Genomic DNA, 22,330 nt, shown 5'->3' on the forward strand with positions numbered 1-22,330 from the left:
CCAACCGATCAAGTTCGGCCAGGAGTTCGGCACCTTAGCCACGTGATCGAGACCGGGTCCAGGCATAAGTCTTGAACATGACAGACGCGGATCGGCAAGCGGAAACCTTCTGTCCGCTGCCCGGACACCTGAGCACGCCCCAGGCGCCACATGCCTTACAAGAAGCGGAATACCCGGAGCCTTGCCGAAGAGACGAACGATGGCTGAAAGCTATCGCAGGGACCCGAGACCTTCCCGCAGCCCCGAACACCCGTCGGGCGCCCTCCGCCGCCCATTCCTCCATGGGTTTTAGAAACCACTGTCACAACCCTCGACAACCTCACGCACCACACCTGATGCTTCCTGTTGGCATGCGGGGGGACGAGTCGACGCCGGTCCGGGAACCGGTGTTTGAGCCGCACGGAGAGGTTGAGAAACAGCCATGATCCGACGCAGAACACTGCTGGCCGCCGCGGGAGGCGGCCTGCTGGGCAGCGCGCTGGCCACCGGCACGGCCCACGCCGACGCCACCATCGCCGTCAGCCCGTCCACCTCCTGGGGCACCTGGGAGGGCTGGGGCACCTCCCTGGCCTGGTGGGGCAACGTCTTCGGCACCCGGGACGACTTCGCCGACATCTTCTTCACCACCAAGTCGACGACGTACAACAGCACTTCACTGCCCGGCCTCGGCCTGAACATCGCCCGCTACAACCTGGGCGCGTCCAGCTGGAACAGCGTGAACGGCCAGAGCATGGTCGCCTCCGCCAACATCCCCGCGTTCAAGCAGATCGAGGGCTACTGGCAGGACTGGAACAACGAGGACCCCACCTCCTCGGCCTGGGACTGGACGGCGGACGCCACCCAGCGCGCCATGCTCGTCAAAGCCGTCAACCGGGGCGCGACGGCCGAACTCTTCGCCAACTCCCCCATGTGGTGGATGTGCCTGAACCACAACCCGTCCGGCGCCTCCGACGGCGGCAACAACCTCCAGTCCTGGAACTACCGCCAGCACGCCTCCCACCTCGCCTCCGTGGCCCTCTACGCCAAGAACAACTGGGGCGTGAACTTCGCGACGGTGGAGGCCTTCAACGAACCGTCCTCCTCCTGGTGGACGGCGACCGGCACGCAAGAGGGCTGCCACATGGACTCGACGGTCCAGGCGGCCGTACTCCCCTACCTCCGCAGCGAGTTGAACAGCCGGGGCCTGACCAGCACCAAGATCTCGGCCTCCGACGAGACCAGCTACGACCTCGCCCGCACCACCTGGAGCGCCTTCTCCTCCACCACGAAGGGCTACGTGGACCGCGTCAACGTCCACGGCTACCAGGGCTCGGGCGGCCGCCGCGACCTCCTCTACACCGACGTCGTGACGACGGCCGGCAAGGCCCTGTGGAACTCCGAGACCGGCGACAACGACGGCACCGGCTACACCATGGCCTTCAACCTGCTCTACGACTTCCGCTGGCTGCACCCCACCGCCTGGGTCTACTGGCAGGTCATGGACCCGTCCACGAACTGGGCGATGATCGCCTACGACGCGAACACCCTGGCGGCCGGCGCGGTCACCACCAAGTACTACGTGATGGCACAGTTCAGCCGCCACATCCGCCCCGGCATGAAGATCCTCGACACGGGCGTGAGCAACGCGGTGGCCGCCTACGACAGTTCGGCCAAACGCCTGGTGATCGTGGCGCTGAACACCGCCACCTCCGCCCAGACCTTCACCTTCAACCTCTCCGGCTTCACGACGGTGACGGGCGGCACGAACGGCCTGGTCCCCCGCTGGAACACGGTGACGACGGGCGGCGACGCGTACAAGTCGTACTCGGACACCCACCTGTCCGGAAAGACGGTGGCGGTGTCCTTCCCCGCGAAGTCCGTCCAGACCCTCCAGATCGACGGCGTGACGATCTGACCCGACCGGCCCGAACCGGCCCGCCCGAACCGGCCCGGACCGGGCCCGCCCGGCGGCGGGGCCACGCAGCTCACCGTGCCCCCGCCGCCGGCCCCGCTAACCCACCCGAACCCGCATCTCGACGCGCACCTCGTCCCCCGCCTCCACCCCCTGCGCCTTGCGCACCGCACTCTTCAACGGCAGCAGATATCCCCCGTCCTTGGGAAACAGGGACGTCTCGAACACGACCCCGCCCAAGGTCACTTCAACAGGAACGACCCCCCACCCGTACGACGCCATGCCCGCCACGGCCCGCACCTCCTCGCACTCCTCCTCCGGCACCGGCAGGAAGTAGTACGGAGCAGGCCCCCGCCACTCCACGACACACCCACCGAACTCGAACCGCACCGAACGCCTCCCCTGGCCACCGACTGCACGGACTACCCCCTATCCCTATCTCTTCTTTGTCACCGCCGGGCAGTACGGTGTCGTTCATGCGCCCCGACACGCCTGCCGAGAACGTCGACCACACCGCCGAAGCGGCACGCCTGGAGCGGACCGCCGACCGCTACCCCGAGGACGCCGAGGCCCTCCTCCTCCAGGCCGCGGCCCACCTGGAACTGGCCGACGACCGCCCCGCCGCCACCGCGCTCTACGACCGCCTCCTCGCCACCCCGGACACCCTGGAGAACGCGCCCCTCGTCCGGGCCCTCAAGGCGTCGAACCTGTGGGAGTACGACCACGAGGCAGAGGCCAGGGCGATCATCGACGGCATCCGCACCACGGCCCCCCGGGACCCGGCCCCCTGGGTCATCGTCGCCGAATCCCTCGAATCCCACGACGAGCTGGAAGCGGCCCACGACACGTTCACCGAGGCGGCCACCCTCCTCCTCACGGACGTGGCGGAACCCCCCTACGCCACGCACCCGCTCCTCTTCGGCCGCCACCGGGTCCGCCGCATGCTCGGCCTCCCCCACGACGACTGGGACGCCCGCGCCGACACCCTCCACTCCTCGCCCGTCTCCCTGGACGAACTCCACGACCCCAAGCGCGTCTGGTCCCTGGGCTCCGACAACCCGCAGGAGCTGGAGGCCGAGATCTCCCGCCTCCGAGCCGAACTCGGCACCTACCGAGAGGCCCTCTCCCGCCCCTTCCCGGTAGCGGTCCTCCACTGGCCGGCGCAAGAACTGGCGGAGCTCCTGTCGGCGTACCCCGACCTGGCCACGGAGTACCCGTCCCACGACGAACACCTCTCGACCATAGAGTCCTCCCTCCGCGAACTCTCCGTCTCCGGCACCGGCAACCTCGGCATCGTCACCGGCACCGTCCCCTCCTACGAAGCCTTCGCCGCCTCCGAGGGCTCGTCCCCGGCGGACACGACGCTCCTCCCGCAGTACGCGACGACGTTGGCGGCACGGGGGCGGGCGGTGGCCTGGCCGCCGCAGCGCACGTCGGACTGCTGGTGCGGGGTGGGGCAGGCGTACGCGGAGTGCCACGGAAGTCCCACCACCTGAGTCGATCTCCCCGCCGACGGCGTCAGGGACGGCCGCCACCGGAGAAACGTAGGCTCCGCAGAATGCCGGCGACGACCGGGGCGTAGCACTTCTCCCAGTGGGCGACCTGAGGTGTGGAGAAGACCACCAGGCACATGTGCAGTCCCTCGCCACCCGCCTCGGGCGGCGGAATCGGGATCATGGCGTGGAACTGTGCGGTGGGTACCTCTGCGTGCCCGGTACCTCCGTCCGAAGCGAGCGGAGCGGGGAGGACCTGGGTCCGGCCACCGGTGAAGACGGCGGCCGGACCGCACGGGGCATGGACGACCCCTCCGCTCCAGCCCTCTCCCCTCGTTCCGAGGACAGCCTGGACGGCTCCTCGTGCCGCCGTGGTCGCGCTGTGGCCGTACGGGTAGTCGACGACCGCGACGGCGAGCGACCCGAACGAGGGTCGGCCCTCGAAGGTGTGGAGACAGTTGGCCGCGTACACCACTCCGACATCACTCAGGAAACGTGAGACTCGCCGCAGGACCTGAGTCGCCTGGTTCGTCGGCCCCTCCCCCTCACCGGCCGTGGCGACCGCCTCCAGAGGGATCTCCTGGAACTCCACGGGCAGTGAGAAGTCGACCCGTATCACTGCCCTACCCTCCCTGGCCGAAGCTGCCGGGAGGGGGTGGTGGCGGCCCCACACCGCCGGCTCGCTGCTGGTCGTAGAGATCCACCAGCCGTCGGTTCTTCTCGTACCAGCGCCTCGTCAGCGAGGGGACGAGGGCCGCCAGGACGGCCAGGGCCACGGCGAACAGCGCCGCCAGCACTACAGCTCCGACAGGTCCGTGGCGTAGCACCCAGGCAAGGACGAGACAGCCCACGCTGAGCACGCAGACGAGGACGACCAGCCCGCGGATGCCGTTGCTCTCGTAGGCGGCCAGGCCTCGGCGTTTCGACGCCAGCTCGACGGCGGTGAGGGGGGTCTGCGGCGCTGCCTGTCCCGCGCCGGGCGCCTGCACCGCCCAAGCCATGAGCAGCGGGCCTCCGGCGCGCAGTCGGTCATGGGTCTGCGCAGCCCGTTGACGAGCTGTCGGGGAGTCGTTCCGCACGAAGACCAGGCGCATCGTGCTCCTGCTCCGTGCTTCGGTCGCCGTGAGGTCGTAGCCGAACTCGAAGCCGATCGCGGTGATCGTGTCGGACTGTCCCGCCTCCAGACCGCTCAGGCTGAACTCGACGCGGCCCCGCCCGTCGAAGTGGCCCGGAATCTCCGCTTCCTTCATCGCGACGCCTGCTCCTTCTCCCGAGCCGCCCTGTCCTTCTCGCTTCCGGCGTGCCAGGCGTTCTCGAAGGCCACCAGCATCGCCCCACCGGGAACGACCACGTCCTCCGCGACCTGCCGCTCGTTATCCGGAGCCCAGTATCCGAGTGCGGTCGGATCCCCCATGAATGCCGCAACGGTGTCCACGAGGCCGAAGTTGGCGGCTCCGACGGCCAGACGGCTTTCGGCGGCTACACGGGAGACGCCCTTGAGAACGCCTCCGAAGGGAAGCACACCCAGAGCGTCCTCGGCCAGCGTCCGATCGGAGACCACGGCATCGCCGCCGACGGCACGTGCCGTACCGTGCACCGCCAGCGCGCCGAGCGAGAAGCCTCCCGAGGCGAGCCCGATCACCTCGGCCCCGCCGAGGAGCAGAGGCGCCAGCGGGCCCGTCTCCGGAGCGGCGAAGGCAAGACCGAGCGAGATCGCGCCGAGGGCCGCGCTGACGGTCCCGAGTACGTCACCGAGCGCGGCGATGGAGTTCGCATGCTCAGCGAGCCACTCGACGGCATCGCCCACGGCCGCGCTCACGGCATCGGCGGCGGCTCGGTTCATCGCGTCCAGAGCCTTCCCGATCCCGACGACCGCGTCGCCCAGTTTGTCGAACACGCCGGGCTCGTCCGGAGCGATGTCCATCGCCTTGTCGAGGCGTCTCGCGACGGCCCGCCCTTCGATATCGAAGTCGATCGCGAGATTGCGCGCCTCGGCGACCGCCCGCTCGAAGTCCGCACGAGCGGTAGCGATCGCCAGCTCCGCAGCGGCCCTGTCCTTCTCGTTCTTCTCCCGCTTGCCGACCCCGGCGCCGTCCTCCGCCTTCGGGTCGATCAGAAAGGCCGGCGGCAGCCCGGCCAGTCGCTGCTCGGCCGCGTGCCGGGCATCGAGAGCGTCCTGCGCCCGCTGTTCCAGAACAGCCGCCTTGCGCTGCCACTCGGGCATGGCATCGGCCCAACCCACCAACGCCGTCGCCGCCTTGCCGAACGACCGTCTCGCCTGGTCCACCCGGGGCCGGAAGTCGTCGTCGAACCGCTCCCGGAAAGCCTCGGCGTGACGCCCCTTCCAGTCGCCCTCTCCGGTGCCGTGCAGCACGTCGGATATCTCGTGCAGCGCATCGGCCGTACGCCGCACGATGTCCGCCACGTGCCTCGCAGCATGTGGATCACCGGGGCAGGGGACGAACCCGAGGGCCGTGAACTCCCCCCGCAGGGGCGAGGACTGCGTAGGAGAGGGCCACGAGAAGAGGTCGCTCATACAGAGCCGACCTCCCGTGACCTCCGCAGTTCCTCGGCCACCCGGTCATCGAGGCCCTCGAAGGCCTTCCGTATCCCGTCGAGGGCTTTGACGGCCGCGTCGGAGAACTTCTCGATCTGCTTGATCCCGTACGACCACTCGTCGCCGAAGTCGTTCATCCGCACGGCCAGCACGAACACCCCCATGGCCGCGCCGTCGACCTCATCCATCTCCCGGCCAGGGCGCTGCATGATCTCGCCGATGTGCTGGATGTCGTCCCGGACGCGCTGAAGCACGTCGAAGTCGACGAATATGTCACTACCGCCGCCGCTCATCCCCCTCCTCCCCCCTTGCCGCACCCCGGCTACCAATGAGACGAAGGACGACACGAGTGACCCGACGCTAGCGGCCCGGCCCGGCCCGGCTCCAGCCGGATTTCCGTCAAGATCCACTCAACGTTTCGCCTTCGCGGGAGTTTGCGCCGGCGTCACCATGGGCTCCGGCTGCGGTACTCGCGGGCGGCAGACACCGAGCGCCTTCGTCTCATCGTGCAGCGAACCGCTCGCACACAGCACCCACTGCGGCGCAGACAGAGGGCATGTCCACCGCTCCGTGGCCAGACCCAGCTGCGCCACACCCGCTACGGGCCCACAAATCCGCCCACCACCACAGACCACCAGGCCGCCGCCCAACCACCCGGCGTGCCCCCACCCACCAGACGCGTCCCCACCCCGGCCAAGACCGCAGCCCACCCTCAGCCCCACCCCGGAAAGCCGCCCACTTTCCCCGGGCCGCCCGCTCGCTTCTACCCCGTGCTGGAGCGGCCCGGGTCAAGGGTGGCCCGCGGGCCATCGGCGCAGCCGACGCGGACGCGGAGCGCAGCGGAGCGGGAGCGCCCTTGAGGCGGGGCGCGGAGGCACGACACTGACAAAGAAGCGGGCGGCCCAACGACAGCTCCGCCAGAGAGCACATTCTCCGGCAAGGCAACGCCGCTATCGCGACCGGACCCTTGGGGGTTGAATCAGCATCGTTTGCCCCGATCCCCCTGTTCCTCCACAACTAGCTCACGCTAACGTCACATCTGACCAGCTGAACCGGCATGCCAAGAAGCGTCCCAGGCGTGTCCTAGCCCGCGAGGAACGCCCGCATGCCGCCCTACCAGCCATCTTCCGACTGGCAGTTCGACGTACCTACCAGCGGGAGCAAGCGGCTGCCTCCGGCGGCGCGGTCGTTCGAATCGCTCGCGCACCAGGGCTACAGCTTCGAGGCGGCCATCGCCGACCTGATCGACAACTCGATCGACGCTCAAGCTCACAACGTCGTCGTGAGCTTCCTGCGGGACACGGGTGAGCGCGGCGGTCGCGACCGTCTGGTCGGCCTGCTCGTGGTCGACGACGGCGAGGGCATGGACGAGTCTGGACTGGACACTGCGATGACCGTCGGCGGGCGCGAGAATTACGCCGCAGGCGCCCTGGGGCACTTCGGCGCCGGCCTGAAGGCAGCCTCGCTCTCGCACGCCGACGCACTCACCGTGATCAGTCGGACCAAGCGCAGCCCTTCGGCCGGACGCCGCTGGCTCACCGCACGCGCGCAGGCCGACTTCACCTGCGACATCGTGGATGCGACGTACTGTCAGAGCCTGGTCGACCGCTACGACGGGATCATCGACTGGCAAGGCACGATCGTGCGCTGGGACCAGGTCCGCGCGTTCGAGACCATCACCGACGGGCAGACCGACCGTTACCTCAACGACGCGATCGAGCGGCTTGAGACCCACCTCGGTCTCCACCTCCACCGCTTTCTCGCCCGCGACGGCTTCCACATCGACATCGTCGTCGAGGACGTTCACACCCGGGAGGAGTTGGATCACCGGGGCGTCGAGCCCATCGATCCCTTCGGCTACCGCGTTCCGGGCCGCGCCGGTTATCCACGCAGTTACATCGCGCCCGTCGAAGGCGTCGGCGACGTCACGCTCACGGCGCACATATGGCCGCCCAAGTCACCGCTCGTCGCCTACCGGGGCGTCGGCCCGCTCGCCGAGCGTCAGGGCTTCTACGTCTACCGCAACGACCGGCTGGTCCAGGCCGGCGGCTGGAACGACACCCGCAGCCCTGAAGGCCACCTCGCGCTCGCCCGTGTCGCCGTGGACCTGCCGCCGGAGCCCAACGACGTGTTCGCTCTGACCGTCAAGAAGGACGGCGTCCAGGTCACACCGGCGTTCGCCCGAGGGTTGGAGCAGGCGACCGACCCGACGACCGGCCACACCTTCACCGCGTACGTCCACGAGGCCGAGACGACCTACCGCGAAGCCGCCAAACGACGCACCGAGGTCAAGCGCATGGCCGTCATCCCTCCGGGCAAGGGACTCGACCCGAAGCTGAAACGGACGCTGCGCGACGAACTGCCGCAGCTGGAGGGCGACGATCCCATCACCTTCACCTGGGCCAGGCTGGAAGTGCCGCCCGGCGTCGATCCTGCCGAACTGATCTTCACGATCGACCACAAGGAGCGTCGGATCGTCCTCAACAGGGACTACCGACACGCCTTCAACGGCGGGCGACGCGGAGGTTCCAACGACGCCCCGGTCCTCAAGAGCCTCCTCTACCTCATGCTCAACGAGATCTTCCAGAAGGAGCGGGTCTGGGCCAATCAGACCGACAAGGTCGCTCTGTGGAACAGCGTGCTCGTCACCGCGGCGCGGGCCGAAATCGCGCGCGCCGAGGGCTAGCCCATCCCTGTTCCCGCCACCGCCCGTACCCCAGAGAGGCCGATCAGCCGCCGTGACTGCCGACAACGCCCCCGCTCCTGACCACCTCGCCGATCTCCACGGCGAGGTCCTCGACGCAATGAGCCGGCGCGGCCCCAAGCACTTCGCCAAGCTCGCCTTCGTACTCGCCGACACCGACGAACCGGCGGACACGGACCTGTTCCACTTCCGCGACCGGATTATGGCCGCGAACCCCGGTGACGAGTTGCTCACCCTCTGGCGCCGAAAGCTCACCGCATGGGACTTCGAGCACTCCCCCTCGTGGTCGGTGACCGAGCCCCGCACATCGGAGCGCCGTACCGAGGTCTACGACAAGCTCGCGTTCGGCACGGATCTGCGCAAGGCGCTCGATGCCGCCGTCCCGGTCCACAAGGAACCGGGTCCGGTCACCATCAGCCGCGAGTTCCAGGCCTGGTACACCCGGGAGCAGGCTGCGAACCGCTCCTTCTACTGGACCTCGTACGAGCGACTGCTGCGCCGCAAGGGCTGGAGCGACGCGGCAGTCTCCAGTCTGGACGAGGCCTCCCATGCGGTCGTGGAGCGGCTTGCCGACCCCACCCGTGACGACGCCTACGGCGCACGCGGACTCGTCGTCGGCTATGTACAGTCCGGCAAGACCGCCAACTTCACCGGCGTCACCGCAAAGGCCATCGACGCGGGCTACCGCCTGGTCATCGTTCTGGGCGGCACCCTGAACCTGCTGCGCGGCCAGACCCAGCGCCGCCTCGACATGGAGCTGATCGGGCAGGAGAACATCCTCGGCGCCGTCGACCCGGACGACCCGGACGCCCTGGTCGGCATCGACTACCAGGACGACGAAGACTGGCCCGCGAAGTTCGTCTCGTTCGGCGGCCGCCCCTCCGTCCTCGGTGCCTTCGACATCGAGCGTCTGACCTCGCGCGACCGTGACTACATGACGCTGGAACGAGGCATCAGCGCCCTGGAGTTCGAGAAGTCTGACCGTACCCGTCGTCTGTACGACCCGGCGAACCTGCACACAGCCCGCGCCCGCGTGATGGTCGTGAAGAAGAACAAGTCGGTGCTGGAGAAGCTGGTCAAGGACCTCAAGAAGATTGGCCCGATCCTCGGCGAGATACCGACCCTGATCATCGACGACGAGTCCGACCAGGCTTCTGTGAACACGACCGACCCGAAGAAGTGGGAGGACGGCAAGGTCACCCGCACCGCGATCAACGGCCAGATCAGCAAGCTTCTCAACCTCCTGCCCCGCGCCCAGTACGTCGGCTACACCGCGACTCCGTTCGCCAACGTGTTCATCGACCCGGGCGACGAGGAAGACATCTTCCCGCGCGACTTCCTGCTCTCCCTTCCCCGCCCCATGAACTACATGGGCGTACAGGACTTCCATGACCTGGACAACGTCGACAACATCGATGGCGAGGCCGAGAAGGCGCACGTCCGAGGCATCTACGAGGCCACGGGTGACCGCCTCCAAGAAGCCCTGGACGCCTTCGTCCTCACAGGCGCTCTGAAGCTCTACCGCGAGAAGCACGGTGTCCCCGGCGACTTCCGGCACCACACGATGCTCGTGCACGAATCGGTCCGCATGGCCGAACACGCCGCACTCGCCGAGCGCATCGAGACCATGTGGCGCAATGCCGCGCACACGGGACCCGAGGGGCATTCGCGCCTGGCAGCCCTCTTCGACAAGGACTTCCACCCCCACACGAACGGCTCCGAGCACACCCCCGCGGCGTACGCGGACCTCAAGCCGTACGTATCACGCGCCATCCAACTGATCAATCGCGGCGGCAGCCCCGTCATCGTCGTCAACGGCGATAGCGAGCGCGACTACGCCCAGCCCGACCTGGACTTTGCCCGCACCCCGAACGTCTGGAAGATCCTCGTCGGCGGCACCAAGCTGTCCCGCGGCTTCACCGTCGAGGGCCTGACAATCACGTACTACCGACGCACCACGCAGCAGGCCGACACCCTGATGCAAATGGGTCGCTGGTTCGGCTTCCGCCCCGGCTACCGGGACCTCGTGCGCCTCTACATCGGCCGCGAGGAGTCGCTCGGCCGTGGCCGCAACGCCAAGACGGTCGACTTGTACGAGGCCTTCGAGGCGATCTGCCGCGACGAGGAGCTCTTCCGCGAGGAGCTGGCGCGGTACTCAGCGCTTGTAGATGGCCACCCCCAGGTCACCCCCGCCCAGATCCCGCCGCTGGTAGCGCAGCACTTGTCCTGGGTAAAGCCGTCAGCCCGGAACAAGATGTTCAACGCGGAGCTGGTCGAGGTACGTTCCCCGGGCAAGCCGATTGAGCCGGCAGCATATCCGCAGGACGCCAAGATGACCGAGCAGAACACCAATCGCTGGAAGCCCGTCCTCGCAGCACTCGGCGGCACGCCAGCAACCTGCGTTCTGCAGCCAGATGCGTCCTCACCGCTGCCCCGCACTTTCCAGGCGGCAACCGCGATCATCCCGCACACCCGGCTCCTTTCCGTGCTCAGCTCACTGGAGTGGGAGGAGGGCAACATCCTTGCCCCGCACCTGGCCTATCTGTCCCAGCTCGACGGTCGCCTGGCCAGGGTCGACGACTGGCTGGTCATCGCCCCGCAACGCACGCAGCGCAACCGGATCGAGGCAACTGTGCTGGACAAAGGCCCCTTCTCCCTGTTCCGCCGAAGCCGCCAGTCCAACAAGTTGTCCTTTGGCCGCATCTCGGGCCTGGAGCACCGCCTGTACGCACAGCAGCTGATTGACGAGCCAGGCGAAACGCCGGCCGGAGACAGCGCACTCGGGCCGCATCGCGGCGTAGTCCTCCTGTACCCCGTCGTCGACGCTCAACAAGACGACGAGGTGAAGGCCGTTGCCGCAACTGGGGTGGCGGCACCTGACAAGGTCATCATGGCGTTCACCGTGATTCCACCGAAGTCGGCCGTCGACTCGAAACGGCAGCTCGTGCGCTTCCGGACGAGGGACTCTTCCCGTCCGGATGCGGTTATCGTCGATGCGTTCTGAGGCACCCCAACTTCATGCTCGACGAACGAGTCACCAACGGGGGAAACATGCTTCCTTTCGAAGAAGCCGACATCAAGGCCGCCACGTCGGTCGCCCTGCGCGACGTGACGGCCCTGCCAGACCCTGAACTGGACCAGGTCTACGAGCACCTCAAGGCGCTCGATCCTACGGGCCGGCGGTTCGCCACGGTCCTCCGCGACACCATCGACCAGCTGCTCAACGGCGAGGTGACCGGGCGGTACGACTGGAAGACGCTCTTCAAGACCGAGAAGACCCACGCGGGGACCCTGGTAGAGATCAACCTGCAGCGCGAGTTCAGGTTCGCGGACGGCGAGGCCATGGACTACCAGATCGTCGGCATCGACGTGGACTGCAAATACTCACAGCAGTTCGGCGGCTGGATGATTCCGCCGGAGGCAGTAGGTCACCTCTGCCTGCTGGCCTGGGCGGACGACTACAGGTCGTGCTGGAGCATCGGTCTCGTCCGGATACGTGGTGAGTGGCTGAACACAGGCAACAACCGTGATCTCAAGCTCACCATCAAGGCCGCGCACCGAGACAAGATCCACTGGCTGTGGCGTGACGAGCCGCTGCCCGAGAACGTGCTTCTCCACATAGATGCCGCCGATCGCGACGCCGTGTTCGCCGCAGGTTCGGGTCAGCGGCGCTTGAACGAACTCTTCCGGCGAGTTCAGAAGCGGCGCATCGGCCGCAACGTGGTGCGCACCGTGGCCCAGCAGAAGGACTACATGAAACGAGTCCGCGGCAACAGCGGCAGCCGGTCGGCGCTGAGGCCGGAGGGCATCCTCATCATGGGGGACTATGCCAGCCACCGCATGATCGCCGGCCGACTTGGCCTTCCCCTCCCCGAGGAAGGCGAATTCGTCAGCGCCCGAGTGACACCCTCCGGACCCCAGCACGGGGATTCCCCGCGAGTCTCCCTCGACGGTAAGGAATGGGTCCTCGCTCAGCCGGATGACCTGGTCGTACCCGCACCGGCTCTTCCTTCACACACCAGAGGAGACTGACGCCAGACACGCCGGGCCGCATTTGCCCGCCGCAGTACCCTATAAGCAAATAAATAATCCGATCGCCATAAATAGCACACCATGAGTTTCATCAACTGCTCGGCCCTCAACGTGCCCGGCTCCTACCTGACGATGGACGCCGGAGCCCGGCCGCAGCGAGATCACCGAACAGGACTGTCCTCTCCTGGAACATTGCCGCCAACTCTGCCCGGCTGATAGCTCACTACTGATGACTACTCCCACCCCAGAACCAGATCCGTCCAAGGCCGCCTGGGTGCCGCCCGAGGGCTCTTGGGCGTCGTCCGCCGCACGCCGCCGCAACATGCAGGCGATCCGGAGCCGGGACACCACGCCTGAACGGCTTGTCCGTCGGCTGGTGCACGCCCAAGGTCTGCGCTACCGAGTAGCGGCTCGCCCGCTGCCCGGCCTCCGCCGCACCGCCGATATGGTCTTCCGGCCCGCGAAAGTAGCCGTCTTCATCGATGGCTGCTACTGGCACGGCTGCCCGGAGCATTACGTTTCCCCAAAGACCAATCCGGGCTACTGGTCCGACAAAGTGGCCCGGAACATGACCCGGGACCGCGATACGGACGAGCGCCTGCGGGCAGCCGGCTGGCTTGTTCTGCGCTTCTGGGAGCACGAGTCAGCAGAGGAAAGCAGTGCGGCGATCTGCCAGGCGGTGCTATCCAGGCGCCCGGTCTCTGGTGCCGGCAATGCAGACACCGCTACAGAGCCAGGGACATCTTGAGTACCCGCCGGGCCATGATGTTGTCTTCGATCCTCAGAAACTCATAGGCGATCTCCGCAAGCTGGCGCCCATCGCGCCCGGTCTGCGCGTAGCGGAGAATCACGTCTGCCTCGGACCCCAGCCCGCATGCCTGGCACGCGGCCACCGCGTGAGCTACTTCGGCCGGCTCGCTGGCCACGCCCACGTGCCTCAGGATGCCGGCAACGTCCTCGGCCCTTCGGTTCTGCTTCATGTCCAGCAGGGTCAGCGCGGTGGGCCACTGACCTTGCGCGTGTTGCCGGTCCCCCTGCGCTCGGGGGACCGGCAACACGGTGCGCTCGCAGTTGGCGCACAAGGCCGCCGGCGGTTCGCATGCCTTGGCCCGAAGGCTCTCAAGCTCTTCCCAGGTGATTGGCATGGAGGCGTCGCTCGTCCTCGCGACTGTCTCGGCCAGTTCGTAGAGTCCGCGGATCACCTCACGCTTGGGCTTGTGGATGCGTGCGTTGAGCAGGTCGGAAAGTGCGCTCGCCGAGGTGTCGCAGCCGCGGTCCCGCCTCGCCAGCTCCTTGTGTATCTCCCTCAGAGAGAGGTCGACCACGCTCAGCAAACGGCGCACGGCCCTGGCCAGGGCCTTTCTCTCCTCCGGTATTCCAGCGTCCAGTTCTTTGAAGCGACCCGGTCTCGGCACGCCAGCTCCTTGTGTCCCACCCCATCAAAGCTTTGACGACAGTGTGCCTCTGCCCACCCCTCACTCGACCCTCAGTTTTGTCCGGATGCTCATCCGGACACCCAGACACTTTGCTTTCAGGCGGACTTGATGTTCCGTTGTGTCTTGCGGGCCACTGTCAGGCATCAACTGTCCTGACACGCAGTCGGGCTGGCCCGCTCAGGCTCTGCGAGGTGGAGATGAGCACGGCCTTGCCTTCTTGGCAGGACAGCAAACTGGGCACGATGAAGCGCGCCGCTCTCTGGCTCGTGCAGGTGGTCGGCGAGGGGAACGTCTTCACCAAGACGGAACTCCGTGACGCCTTTCCGGATGTGGCGCAGATCGACCGCCGTATGCGGGATCTCCGCGACTTCGGATGGAAGATCGACACCAAGCGGGAGGACATCGACCTCGACGCGAACGAACAGCGCTACGTCCAGCGTGGCGAAGCCGTCTGGGAGCCCGGCCGCGGCACTCGTCCGAAGAGCGCGATCACGGTGAACCAGCGCCGGGAGCTGCTGGCCGCCTACAACCACAAGTGCAGTTCGTGTGGTGCCACTCCCGGGGACACGTACACCGACTCGGAAGTCACCGCTCAGCTCGATGTGGCCAAGCGTGAGGTCCGGCTGCCGAACGGCACGAAGGCTCAGCAGTACGTCGTCGAGTGCAACCGGTGCCGGGTCGGCGGTATCGGTTCCACGTACGACGTGCCGGCGCTGCTCTCGGAGGCCTCCGCGCTCCCTTCGTTCGAACTCGACATCCTGAAGTCCTGGATCAGGCAGGATGCCCGGACCTTCAGTTCAGTGGAGGATGTCTGGGCGAAGTACCGGGCACTGCCGGCTGAGGCACGCGAAGCCTTCCGCAGCGGCTTGGGCTAAACGCCGATGGGGGCGGGCCAGCCGCCGGCGACCGCCCCCACCCGTTCCAAACTGGTCCCATAGACCGCACCAGCTATGAGAGGTAATCATGCCGACGGACTTCGGCGTCCCGCCCACAGCGAACGAAATCCGCGCCAAGGTGGAGCAGCGTCTCCAAGACGCGCGCTTGGGAGGCTCTGTACCCGAAACGCTCCGCGTGGAGTTCCGGGGTCGTCCGATCCACGTCGAAGTCATCGACATGCCCGTCGATGGGCTCTACTATAATCCGGCAACTCACAGGGTCAGCGCACAGCGCGCCTACGACCCCGCGCAGGAAGAGGCACTGACGAAGGACCACTGGTCCGAGGCCGGCCAGGGCTACCTGCACCAGCTGCTGATGGCGAAGCCGTCTGACCCGCGCCTACGCGACCCTGATTTCGAAAAGCTGAAGCAAAGCCTCCAGGACCACCACCAGAACGAGCCTGGGCTCATCTCCCGTGATGGTGTTCTCGTCAACGGAAACACCCGGCGAGCCGCTCTCAAGGAGCTCGGCATCCAGTCCATCCGCGTGGGTGTACTGCCTGCCAGCTGCACCTGGGACGACATTCGCTCTGTCGAATTGTCATTGCAGCTCAGGCCCGACCGTCGACGTGAATACTCCTACATCAACCGCCTAATGGCCGTTGAGGAGCAGATCCAGCAAGGTCTTCCTCTCGCTGCCATCGCCAAGCTGTTCCACACCTCGACACCCGCACTTGAGCGAGACACCTGGGTTCTCGGACAGTTGCGTGATCTAGTGAAACGCAGCGAGCACGGTCGGACCAAGCTACGACTGATGGATTTTGAAGACGCTCAGGAACGCTTCGCTGAGCTGTACCGGACCTACGTCAAGGAGAAGGCCAAGGACAAGGAGAAGGCCGACGCCCTGCTTGAGTACCGGCTGGCAGCCATCGTCCTTGATGTCGCCAAGACTGACATCCGCTTCATCCGCACGGACTTCCGGGAGAACTATCTAGCTCATCGTCTGCCTGAGGGTCCCTGGGACATGCCTGCGCAGTCTCCAAAGGCAGTCTCCATCCCTGGCCTCAACCGCAGTGTGCCAGGGCCTAGTTCTGAGACAGCCAAGGCGCGTGCCCTTACTGACGCGCTTCTCAGAGCCAAGGCCACCCAGAATTCCGGGACCACCGCGACTGCCGAAGAGATGGCCGATGCCAACCGCTCCATAACCTTGCTGGAGAAGGCGTTCGACGAATCCATCGATGCCGCTGGAGATGCGATCCGCAAGCAGAAGAAGCGGCTTGTCGCTCCCGACCGCATCATCGCCGCAGTTGATGATCTCCAGCAGTGCGTCACCGACCTGGTACTGGCGCGGGGCAACAACAGCCTGGACGAGGGCGCTTTCGACGACACGCTGATCGTACTCAGGCAAACGCTGGCCAAGCTGTCAGCGGAGGCGTCAAGGAGCATCCAGCTCCCAGGGGAAGGCCTGTCGTGGCTGCGTGAGGCCGTGGCAGACCAGCGATGACGCACTCTGACCTCCCGTCTCTCCGGATTACCTTCGACATCACCAGGACGCGGGCAGTGCTCCGTGCCCGGCCTGGTCTGGAAGGGGACTTCGGGATGCTGGCCACCCGGGTGACTCCGGGCGGCCAGCGTGGCCCGCTGACCTCCGATGCCGATCTGGACAGCTTTCTGTTCTCCATAGGCGAGCTGGCCAGCTGGCCCCACTCTGATGTCGAGTGGGAGCCTGAGCTGGCCACCCTGGTCACCGGTGTCCTTGATGACGCCGAGACTGTGCAGACCCGGCTCAGCTCCCCAGCTGTTATTTCTGATGAGGTACCGCTCGCGCCCGACAGCGTGCACGCACTGCTGGGCGCAGGCTGGCAAGCAGACCTCACTGCGTTCCAGCTGAGGGACATCGCGGAGCTGCTGTCACTTGGACACGGCGCGAACTTCAGCGTTCCCGGTGCCGGCAAGACCCGGACGGCGCTGGCGGTTTTCAGCGCCCTGCGCGAGCGGGGAGAAGTCCGGCGCCTTCTCGTCGTATGCCCCAAGCCGGCCTACGAAGCCTGGCAGTTCGAAGGGGATGCCTGCTTCAAGGAGCCCTTGCTCACATCAGTCATGGACAGTGGATTCCCCGATCCACGAGCTGATGTCGTTCTGGTCAACTACGAACGGCTGGCTGGCTCTGTCAGCCACCTGTCAGAGTGGCTGCGTACGGCCCCGGCGATGTTCGTGCTTGATGAAGCGCACCGCATGAAACTCGGGGCCCGCGGCACATACGGCTCCGCCTGTCTGTCGCTCGGACCGCTGGCCCGGCGGCGCCTCATCCTCACCGGGACACCAGCTCCAAACGGTGCCAGGGATCTGGAGAGCCTGCTCTCGTTCGTCTGGCCAGGGCGCGGCAAGCAACTCGTCATCGAAGCAGTCAGCGGCGGGGATCTCGCTTACGCCAGCCAGGCCCTGCGCCCGCTGTTCACTCGGACGACGAAGAAGGAATTGGGCCTCCCTCCCTTCGAACCCATAGTCCGCTATGTCGATCTCCCCCCACTGCACCGCGAGTTGTACGACGCGCTCAAGGGGGATCCGTCCGCACGCCGAGGTGACCTGGCCTCACTCGGCAAGGCAGCTATGCGCACGCTCATGGCCGCCATCAGCCCGGCCCTGCTGGCCCCGAGCGAGACCCCCTATGAAGCGCTCGCCTTTCAGCTTCCGGCGCTTGACGTCTCCGACGACGACTCGCTTCACGTACTGCTCCAGCGGCTCCCTCAGCATGAACTGTCGCCCAAATACGAGGAAACCGTTCGCATTGTCGCGAAGAACGCGCGGGCCGGCCGCAAGACGCTGGTCTGGACTGGATTCATCCGAAGCCAGAAAACTCTGGAAGAGCTACTGGCGCCGCATGCCCCAGCTTCCGTCCACGGAGCCACCCAGGACCGGGAAGCTGAGCTCAGCCGCTTCCGCGAGGACCCGTCGTGCATGGTCCTGATCTCCAACCCCGCGACCCTGGGCGAGGGGATCAGCCTTCACCAGGTCTGTCATGACGCCGTGTACGTGGACCGCGACTTCATGGCCGGCCGCTTCCTCCAGAGCCTTGACCGCATTCACCGGCTAGGACTGCCCCCAGGCACCGAGACACGCGTGACCGTACTGGCGGCCCGGGGCACGATCGACGAGATCGTGGCCGTGCGCCTCGAAAAGAAGCTGCACTTCCTGGGCAGCGTGCTCGATGACCCTGCGGTTCGCCAACTAGGCGACCTCCAGGAGGAGGAGACCACGGGCCTGGGCATGGACGCCGATGACATCCATGCCCTGCTCGCGCACTTGAAAAGCCGCCTGCCCTGACGGACGGCTGAGCTGCGATACCGCTTATGCACGCCGCAGCTCAGCCGCCCTCAGTCACTGGCTGGCGGCGCGTCTGCGGTCCGCCTTGAGCACTTCCATGATCGATTGGCCGATGGCCTGTGCGACGGGCGGCGGAAACGCGTTCCCGACCTGCCGGTACTGGGCTGTCTTGCCGCCCGAGAATTCCCAGTACGTCGGGAATCCCTGAATGATCGCGGCTTGGCGAACTGTGAGCATGGGTCCTCCGGCACGAAACAGATCGCGGTCCTCGGTGCCGGTCGGCTTGCCGTCTACAGGCGCGTTGGCCACACCCATGCCCGAGACGCCGAGATTTGCCCACGCCTTCTTAGCTCGGCTGGGACCGAGGTCAGCGCCACCGTGCTTCTTGGAGCCGCCCACGAGCGTGGGGGCTACGCCCTTTTTAGCGCCGTCCGCCCAATCGTCGAAGACCTTTTGCGCTTGGACAGCTTTAGCCCCCGTCAAAAACGGTGCAATGCGCTCTTGCATCGTATCTTTTAGCGCCTTATAGACCGTTACCATCTCGGCGCTGGGCGCAGGAGCTTCGTACTTCAGATCCTTGAGCACGTCTTTCCGGAAAGCGACGAGGATGGAGCGCGGCCGAAGCTGCGGAACACCGAACTCCGCCGCCTCGTAAACGTCCCACCCCACGACCTCGTAGCCCGGCCTCCCGTCCTCGTCAGCCTCCATCTCCTCAAGGCTGGCCTGGATGCGCGACCTGTAGTCGTCGAACTTGGGGTCCATGAGTCCGCGGACGTTCTCGATCATCACGGCGCGAGGACGGATGAGTTCGGCCAGCTCCAGGATGCGCGGGAAGAGATCACGCTCATCGTCCTCGCCGAGCTGCTTGCCAGCGTGAGAGAAAGGCGGGCAAGGCACACCCCCGGCAAGCAGGTCAACCTCACCCTGCTTGTAGAGACCGGCACTCTTCACCAAGTCACGCGCGGGGTCGAACTCCACCACGTCTTGGCAGAGCACATCACAGTTGGCGCGCTCCCAGTCCCACTTCGGGTGCACCTCGATGTTTTCGCGCAGGGTCGCCGCCGCGTACCTGTCGATCTCCACAAGGGCGAGGTGTCTGAAACCCGCCAGGTGCAGTCCGATCGCCTGTCCGCCAGCACCGGCGCAGATCTCGATCGACGTGTAGTCCTGGTCAGTGCCCGTCATGGCCCCTCCTCTTGCACGAATTCCAGTGACGCCTCATACGGCAACCATCACAGAGGGTGACATGACCCACTGACATTGCGACTCGACACGGCGGCACACACCAGTGTGCAGCATCCTCTGCCCCACCTTGGTCACCAACTGCATGGCGATTTCGAATACTCGTACGATACCGCTGTGGCGAAAATCAACTGGACGCGTGACGAGCTGTTGCTGGCTTGCGCGCTCGTTGTCGAAAACCGCTGGCGTGAGCTGGGGCCAGCCGACAAGCGAGTGCAGAACCTGTCCCAGATCCTCAGGAAGCTTCCGTTGCACGATGGCGCGGCGGCAGATCCGAGGTTCCGTTCCCCTGGCAGCGTCAGCCTCAAGACCGGCAACATCGTGACAGCCCGTGCCGGTTATCACGGGGTCGCTATGAAGGGCGGCCAGCTGACCCGTGAGGTAGTGGCCGACTTCACAGAGCGTCCCGCCGAGATGCTCGCCGCCGCCAAGGCTCTGCACGCTGGCGTTGCATCCGCCGAGATCGTCGGCATACCCGCCCAGGAGGGCGAGACCGATTTGGCACGCGAAGGACAGCTCCTCAGACGCTGGGCCCTCTACCGCGAGCGGAACAAGCCCCTGCGCGACCGGAAGATCCAGGCGGTCCTGGAAGAGGGCCTCCCTCTGCGGTGCGAGGTGTGCTCGTTCGACTTCACTGCTGCCTACGGCGAGCTGGGAGACGGCTACATCGAGGTCCACCACAGCCTGCCTCTCCACGTATCGGGGGTGACAGAGACCCGGCTCTCGGAGCTTGCTCTTCTGTGCGCCAACTGCCACCGCATGTGCCACAAGAGTTTCCGCGGAGAATCCTGGCGCACACCTGACGCCCTTCGCGAGCAGATGCAGAAGCTTGGGCAGTGAGGCATCCATCAGGCCGCATCCGCTTCGGCCTCGTAGTGCATCTGGGCCAAGTCCAGAACGTCATCGGGGTCATGACCGCGGGCGGCGGACCAGTGGAGCAGGTCGGCAATAAGTTCGATCGCCGACTCCTCGATGCCTGCCTCCGTCATCTTTCCGTGTCGGCCACCGCAACCGGCCCGGTAACCCTCCAGAGTCTCGGCCGCTCGCTCGACGCGGGGACAGCCCTTCCCCACGCTGAGCGGAATCTCGCACCACACCGCCTTGCCGGCTGCGGTCAGGACGGCACCCCAGTCCAGCGCGCATGCCGCGATGAGATGCAAGCCCCGGCCGCATTCCTCGTCACACTCAGCCGACCTCAGCGCCGGGATCGTACGACTCCTGTCGTGGACCTCTACCCGCAGCCGCTCGCCTCTCCATTCGAGGATCAAGGTCGCCGACACGCCTTCGCCGACGTGTTTGAGAACGTTCGTCGCCAACTCCGTCACCAGTAGCGCGGCCTCGTCGGCGGCAGCAGGCAAGCCCCATCGCCCTAGCTGACCGACCGCCGCTTTCCGAAGCAGGCGCACCTCCGCCGGCGCCGCCTCGAACGGCAGGACACAGCGGAGTCGGGGCTCGGGGATCTCGCAACCAGACATGTCAGCTTCTCCTTCCCAGCCACGCGCATGCTGCGCCCGCCGTATCCGTACGACTTCAGCGCGTAGCGATCCGTAACCGAGGATGGCAGAGAGAAATCTCTCTGTGTAACTTCTCACGAGAATCCATCGAGTGAATCTGGTGGTCAGTCAGTTCCCCCGCTGCCTAGCCTGAGGGCGATCACCGGGCCATGCCCGGGCGTGAGCAGAGGAGTCGTATGGCCGAGCGGACTACCACCCGCCGTCGCCAACTTGGCGCGATGATGCGCAAGTTGCGTGCCCGCAAAGGCCTGACGCTTGAGGAGGCGGGAGGGCTCGTCGGTGTCTCCAAGGCCACCGTCAGCCGGTACGAGACACAGTCGGGGCCAGTCAAGTGGATCGTTGTCGATGCACTGTGTCGGGAGTACGGCGCAACCGAGGCCGAGCGGCGAGCCGTTGTCGGGCTGGCGAAAGACGCCAAGCAGCAGGGCTGGTGGAGTTCCTTCGCGGACTCCATCCCAGAGAGCATGAACCTACTGCTCACGCTTGAGGACGAGGCGGTGGGCGAAAGCCACTTCTCCTGTGTCTACGTTCCGGGCCTCCTCCAGACCCGCGCGTACAGCACGGCATTGCAGAAGGCCAACGAAGTCCCCCTGGCACCGGGAGAGATCGAGCGGCTGGTCGACATCCGCATGAAGCGGCAGGACATTCTCAACCGGACCAGGCCGCTGCGGCTCTGGGCGATCCTCGACGAGTCCGTGATCCGCCGGGGCGTCGGATCACCGCAGATCATGAAGGAACAGCTCGACAGGCTTCTGGAAGCGAACGAGTCGCCTCACGTCACCCTCCAGGTGCTGCCCTTCTCTAAAGGAGCCCACGCCGCCGCCCTGGGCAGCTTCGTCATCATCGGTGGAGCCGAGCCGGCGCTCGACGTGGTGTACGTCGACTTCCACACCGGCTCACTCTTCCTTGAGAAGGACGAGGAACTTGACCGCTACAGACTTGCGTTCGAGTACCTTCGCGCCCAAGCGTTGGACATGGAGGCTTCCTCATCCATGATCGAACGCATCCGCAAGGAGCTGTAAATGCCCATCGTCGGCGGAGTAAGCGAAGAGCCCAGATGGTTCAAGTCGTCACACAGCGGAGGAAACGCAACGGAGTGCCTTGAGGCGGCGTTCGACCGAAAGGAGGTACTCATACGCGATTCCAAGCGGCCAGCCGGCCCCCGCTTGAGCATCTCGGCCGAGACGTGGAACAGGTTCGTGGCCGACGTCGTGACATGACCGGCTGACGGATCCGGTCCGGCCACCGTCCATCGGTCTTGT

The 22,330-nt window shown here is 66.2% G+C and carries 20 protein-coding genes; 12 read left to right on the forward strand and 8 right to left on the reverse strand.

What is annotated here, in order from left to right; genetic code table 11:
- The first annotated feature begins 421 nt into the window (after nt 1-421).
- A complete protein-coding gene (locus ACZ4UV_RS07190; RefSeq protein WP_451018288.1) occupies nt 422-1,894 on the forward strand; it encodes a glycoside hydrolase in 1,473 nt (490 codons plus the stop codon).
- Between the two features lie 96 nt (nt 1,895-1,990).
- On the opposite strand, the gene ACZ4UV_RS07195 is transcribed toward ACZ4UV_RS07190, so the two are convergent.
- The gene (locus ACZ4UV_RS07195; protein ID WP_451018289.1) at nt 1,991-2,281 is read right to left on the reverse strand and encodes a DUF1905 domain-containing protein; all 291 of its coding nucleotides are present in this window, start codon (nt 2,279-2,281) and stop codon (nt 1,991-1,993) included.
- An 86-nt stretch (nt 2,282-2,367) separates the two neighbouring features.
- On the opposite strand from ACZ4UV_RS07195, the gene ACZ4UV_RS07200 reads away from it, so the two are divergent.
- On the forward strand, nt 2,368-3,387 hold the full coding sequence (locus ACZ4UV_RS07200) for an SEC-C domain-containing protein (protein WP_467836237.1): 1,020 nt from the start codon (nt 2,368-2,370) through the stop codon (nt 3,385-3,387).
- 22 nt (nt 3,388-3,409) lie between these two features.
- Here the strand turns inward: ACZ4UV_RS07200 and ACZ4UV_RS07205 are convergent, their stop codons facing one another.
- The 4 genes from ACZ4UV_RS07205 to ACZ4UV_RS07220 all read right to left on the reverse strand — a co-directional run bounded on the left by ACZ4UV_RS07205 (nt 3,410) and on the right by ACZ4UV_RS07220 (nt 6,234).
- Nucleotides 3,410-4,003 carry a hypothetical protein gene (locus ACZ4UV_RS07205; RefSeq protein WP_467836239.1) on the reverse strand — a complete coding sequence of 198 codons (594 nt, stop codon included), beginning with the start codon at nt 4,001-4,003 and terminating at the stop codon, nt 3,410-3,412.
- Nucleotides 4,004-4,007: 4 nt separating this feature from the next.
- The gene (locus tag ACZ4UV_RS07210; protein WP_467836243.1) at nt 4,008-4,634 is read right to left on the reverse strand and encodes a hypothetical protein; all 627 of its coding nucleotides are present in this window, start codon (nt 4,632-4,634) and stop codon (nt 4,008-4,010) included.
- Entirely contained in the window at nt 4,631-5,809 is a 1,179-nt protein-coding gene (locus tag ACZ4UV_RS07215; RefSeq protein WP_467836246.1) for a hypothetical protein, read from the reverse strand. Before ACZ4UV_RS07215 ends, ACZ4UV_RS07210 begins: the two co-directional genes overlap by 4 nt.
- A 107-nt stretch (nt 5,810-5,916) precedes the next feature.
- Nucleotides 5,917-6,234: a hypothetical protein gene (locus tag ACZ4UV_RS07220; RefSeq protein WP_390042703.1), complete on the reverse strand. Its 318-nt coding sequence runs from the start codon at nt 6,232-6,234 to the stop codon at nt 5,917-5,919.
- An 812-nt stretch (nt 6,235-7,046) separates the two neighbouring features.
- Between ACZ4UV_RS07220 and ACZ4UV_RS07225 the strand changes: the two genes are divergently transcribed.
- The 4 genes from ACZ4UV_RS07225 to ACZ4UV_RS07240 all read left to right on the forward strand — a co-directional run bounded on the left by ACZ4UV_RS07225 (nt 7,047) and on the right by ACZ4UV_RS07240 (nt 13,425).
- Nucleotides 7,047-8,627 carry an ATP-binding protein gene (locus ACZ4UV_RS07225; protein ID WP_467836249.1) on the forward strand — a complete coding sequence of 527 codons (1,581 nt, stop codon included), beginning with the start codon at nt 7,047-7,049 and terminating at the stop codon, nt 8,625-8,627.
- Between the two features lie 118 nt (nt 8,628-8,745).
- On the forward strand, nt 8,746-11,649 hold the full coding sequence (locus ACZ4UV_RS07230) for a Z1 domain-containing protein (RefSeq protein WP_467836615.1): 2,904 nt from the start codon (nt 8,746-8,748) through the stop codon (nt 11,647-11,649).
- Between the two features lie 14 nt (nt 11,650-11,663).
- The gene (locus ACZ4UV_RS07235) at nt 11,664-12,677 is read left to right on the forward strand and encodes a NaeI family type II restriction endonuclease (RefSeq protein WP_467836251.1); all 1,014 of its coding nucleotides are present in this window, start codon (nt 11,664-11,666) and stop codon (nt 12,675-12,677) included.
- Nucleotides 12,678-12,906: 229 nt separating this feature from the next.
- The gene (locus ACZ4UV_RS07240) at nt 12,907-13,425 is read left to right on the forward strand and encodes a very short patch repair endonuclease (protein WP_467836255.1); all 519 of its coding nucleotides are present in this window, start codon (nt 12,907-12,909) and stop codon (nt 13,423-13,425) included.
- Here ACZ4UV_RS07240 and ACZ4UV_RS07245 read toward each other — a convergent pair.
- On the reverse strand, nt 13,403-14,092 hold the full coding sequence (locus tag ACZ4UV_RS07245) for a hypothetical protein (RefSeq protein ID WP_467836257.1): 690 nt from the start codon (nt 14,090-14,092) through the stop codon (nt 13,403-13,405). The genes ACZ4UV_RS07240 and ACZ4UV_RS07245 overlap by 23 nt on opposite strands.
- A gap of 263 nt (nt 14,093-14,355) precedes the next feature.
- Here ACZ4UV_RS07245 and ACZ4UV_RS07250 point away from each other — a divergent pair, with 263 nt between their 5' ends.
- The 3 genes from ACZ4UV_RS07250 (at nt 14,356) to ACZ4UV_RS07260 (ending at nt 18,312) form a co-directional block, all read left to right on the forward strand.
- Nucleotides 14,356-14,988 carry a hypothetical protein gene (locus ACZ4UV_RS07250; RefSeq protein ID WP_467836258.1) on the forward strand — a complete coding sequence of 211 codons (633 nt, stop codon included), beginning with the start codon at nt 14,356-14,358 and terminating at the stop codon, nt 14,986-14,988.
- 88 nt (nt 14,989-15,076) lie between these two features.
- A complete protein-coding gene (locus ACZ4UV_RS07255; RefSeq protein WP_467836260.1) occupies nt 15,077-16,492 on the forward strand; it encodes a ParB N-terminal domain-containing protein in 1,416 nt (471 codons plus the stop codon).
- Nucleotides 16,489-18,312, forward strand: a complete 1,824-nt coding sequence (locus ACZ4UV_RS07260) for a DEAD/DEAH box helicase (RefSeq protein WP_467836262.1) — start codon at nt 16,489-16,491, stop codon at nt 18,310-18,312. Before ACZ4UV_RS07255 ends, ACZ4UV_RS07260 begins: the two co-directional genes overlap by 4 nt.
- 54 nt (nt 18,313-18,366) lie before the next feature.
- Here ACZ4UV_RS07260 and ACZ4UV_RS07265 read toward each other — a convergent pair whose 3' ends face one another.
- A complete protein-coding gene (locus tag ACZ4UV_RS07265; protein WP_467836265.1) occupies nt 18,367-19,497 on the reverse strand; it encodes a DNA cytosine methyltransferase in 1,131 nt (376 codons plus the stop codon).
- Nucleotides 19,498-19,671: 174 nt separating this feature from the next.
- Here ACZ4UV_RS07265 and ACZ4UV_RS07270 point away from each other — a divergent pair, with 174 nt between their 5' ends.
- The gene (locus tag ACZ4UV_RS07270) at nt 19,672-20,394 is read left to right on the forward strand and encodes an HNH endonuclease (RefSeq protein WP_467836267.1); all 723 of its coding nucleotides are present in this window, start codon (nt 19,672-19,674) and stop codon (nt 20,392-20,394) included.
- 8 nt (nt 20,395-20,402) lie between these two features.
- Here ACZ4UV_RS07270 and ACZ4UV_RS07275 read toward each other — a convergent pair whose 3' ends face one another.
- Nucleotides 20,403-21,029 (reverse strand): ATP-binding protein, encoded by a 627-nt coding sequence (locus ACZ4UV_RS07275; RefSeq protein WP_467836269.1) that lies wholly within the window; start codon nt 21,027-21,029, stop codon nt 20,403-20,405.
- Nucleotides 21,030-21,244: 215 nt separating this feature from the next.
- Between ACZ4UV_RS07275 and ACZ4UV_RS07280 the strand changes: the two genes are divergently transcribed.
- Both ACZ4UV_RS07280 and ACZ4UV_RS07285 read left to right on the forward strand, forming a co-directional pair.
- Complete coding sequence (locus ACZ4UV_RS07280; RefSeq protein ID WP_467836272.1) at nt 21,245-22,090, forward strand: helix-turn-helix domain-containing protein; 846 nt, start codon at nt 21,245-21,247, stop codon at nt 22,088-22,090.
- Complete coding sequence (locus ACZ4UV_RS07285; protein WP_467836274.1) at nt 22,091-22,288, forward strand: DUF397 domain-containing protein; 198 nt, start codon at nt 22,091-22,093, stop codon at nt 22,286-22,288.
- Nucleotides 22,289-22,330 lie beyond the last annotated feature (42 nt).

Source organism: Streptomyces sp. NPDC028289, assembly GCF_055565975.1.

Bases quoted from the DNA above. Each gene is read 5' to 3' on its own strand.
- ACZ4UV_RS07190 (WP_451018288.1), top strand. From the start codon at position 422: ATGATCCGACGCAGAACACTGCTGGCCGCCGCGGGAGGCGGCCTGCTG.
- ACZ4UV_RS07200 (WP_467836237.1), top strand. From the start codon at position 2,368: ATGCGCCCCGACACGCCTGCCGAGAACGTCGACCACACCGCCGAAGCG.
- ACZ4UV_RS07210 (WP_467836243.1), bottom strand. From the start codon at position 4,634: ATGAAGGAAGCGGAGATTCCGGGCCACTTCGACGGGCGGGGCCGCGTC.
- ACZ4UV_RS07220 (WP_390042703.1), bottom strand. From the start codon at position 6,234: ATGAGCGGCGGCGGTAGTGACATATTCGTCGACTTCGACGTGCTTCAG.
- ACZ4UV_RS07225 (WP_467836249.1), top strand. From the start codon at position 7,047: ATGCCGCCCTACCAGCCATCTTCCGACTGGCAGTTCGACGTACCTACC.
- ACZ4UV_RS07230 (WP_467836615.1), top strand. From the start codon at position 8,746: ATGAGCCGGCGCGGCCCCAAGCACTTCGCCAAGCTCGCCTTCGTACTC.
- ACZ4UV_RS07235 (WP_467836251.1), top strand. From the start codon at position 11,664: ATGCTCGACGAACGAGTCACCAACGGGGGAAACATGCTTCCTTTCGAA.
- ACZ4UV_RS07240 (WP_467836255.1), top strand. From the start codon at position 12,907: ATGACTACTCCCACCCCAGAACCAGATCCGTCCAAGGCCGCCTGGGTG.
- ACZ4UV_RS07250 (WP_467836258.1), top strand. From the start codon at position 14,356: ATGAAGCGCGCCGCTCTCTGGCTCGTGCAGGTGGTCGGCGAGGGGAAC.
- ACZ4UV_RS07255 (WP_467836260.1), top strand. From the start codon at position 15,077: ATGCCGACGGACTTCGGCGTCCCGCCCACAGCGAACGAAATCCGCGCC.
- ACZ4UV_RS07260 (WP_467836262.1), top strand. From the start codon at position 16,489: ATGACGCACTCTGACCTCCCGTCTCTCCGGATTACCTTCGACATCACC.
- ACZ4UV_RS07265 (WP_467836265.1), bottom strand. From the start codon at position 19,497: ATGACGGGCACTGACCAGGACTACACGTCGATCGAGATCTGCGCCGGT.
- ACZ4UV_RS07275 (WP_467836269.1), bottom strand. From the start codon at position 21,029: ATGTCTGGTTGCGAGATCCCCGAGCCCCGACTCCGCTGTGTCCTGCCG.
- ACZ4UV_RS07280 (WP_467836272.1), top strand. From the start codon at position 21,245: ATGGCCGAGCGGACTACCACCCGCCGTCGCCAACTTGGCGCGATGATG.
- ACZ4UV_RS07285 (WP_467836274.1), top strand. From the start codon at position 22,091: ATGCCCATCGTCGGCGGAGTAAGCGAAGAGCCCAGATGGTTCAAGTCG.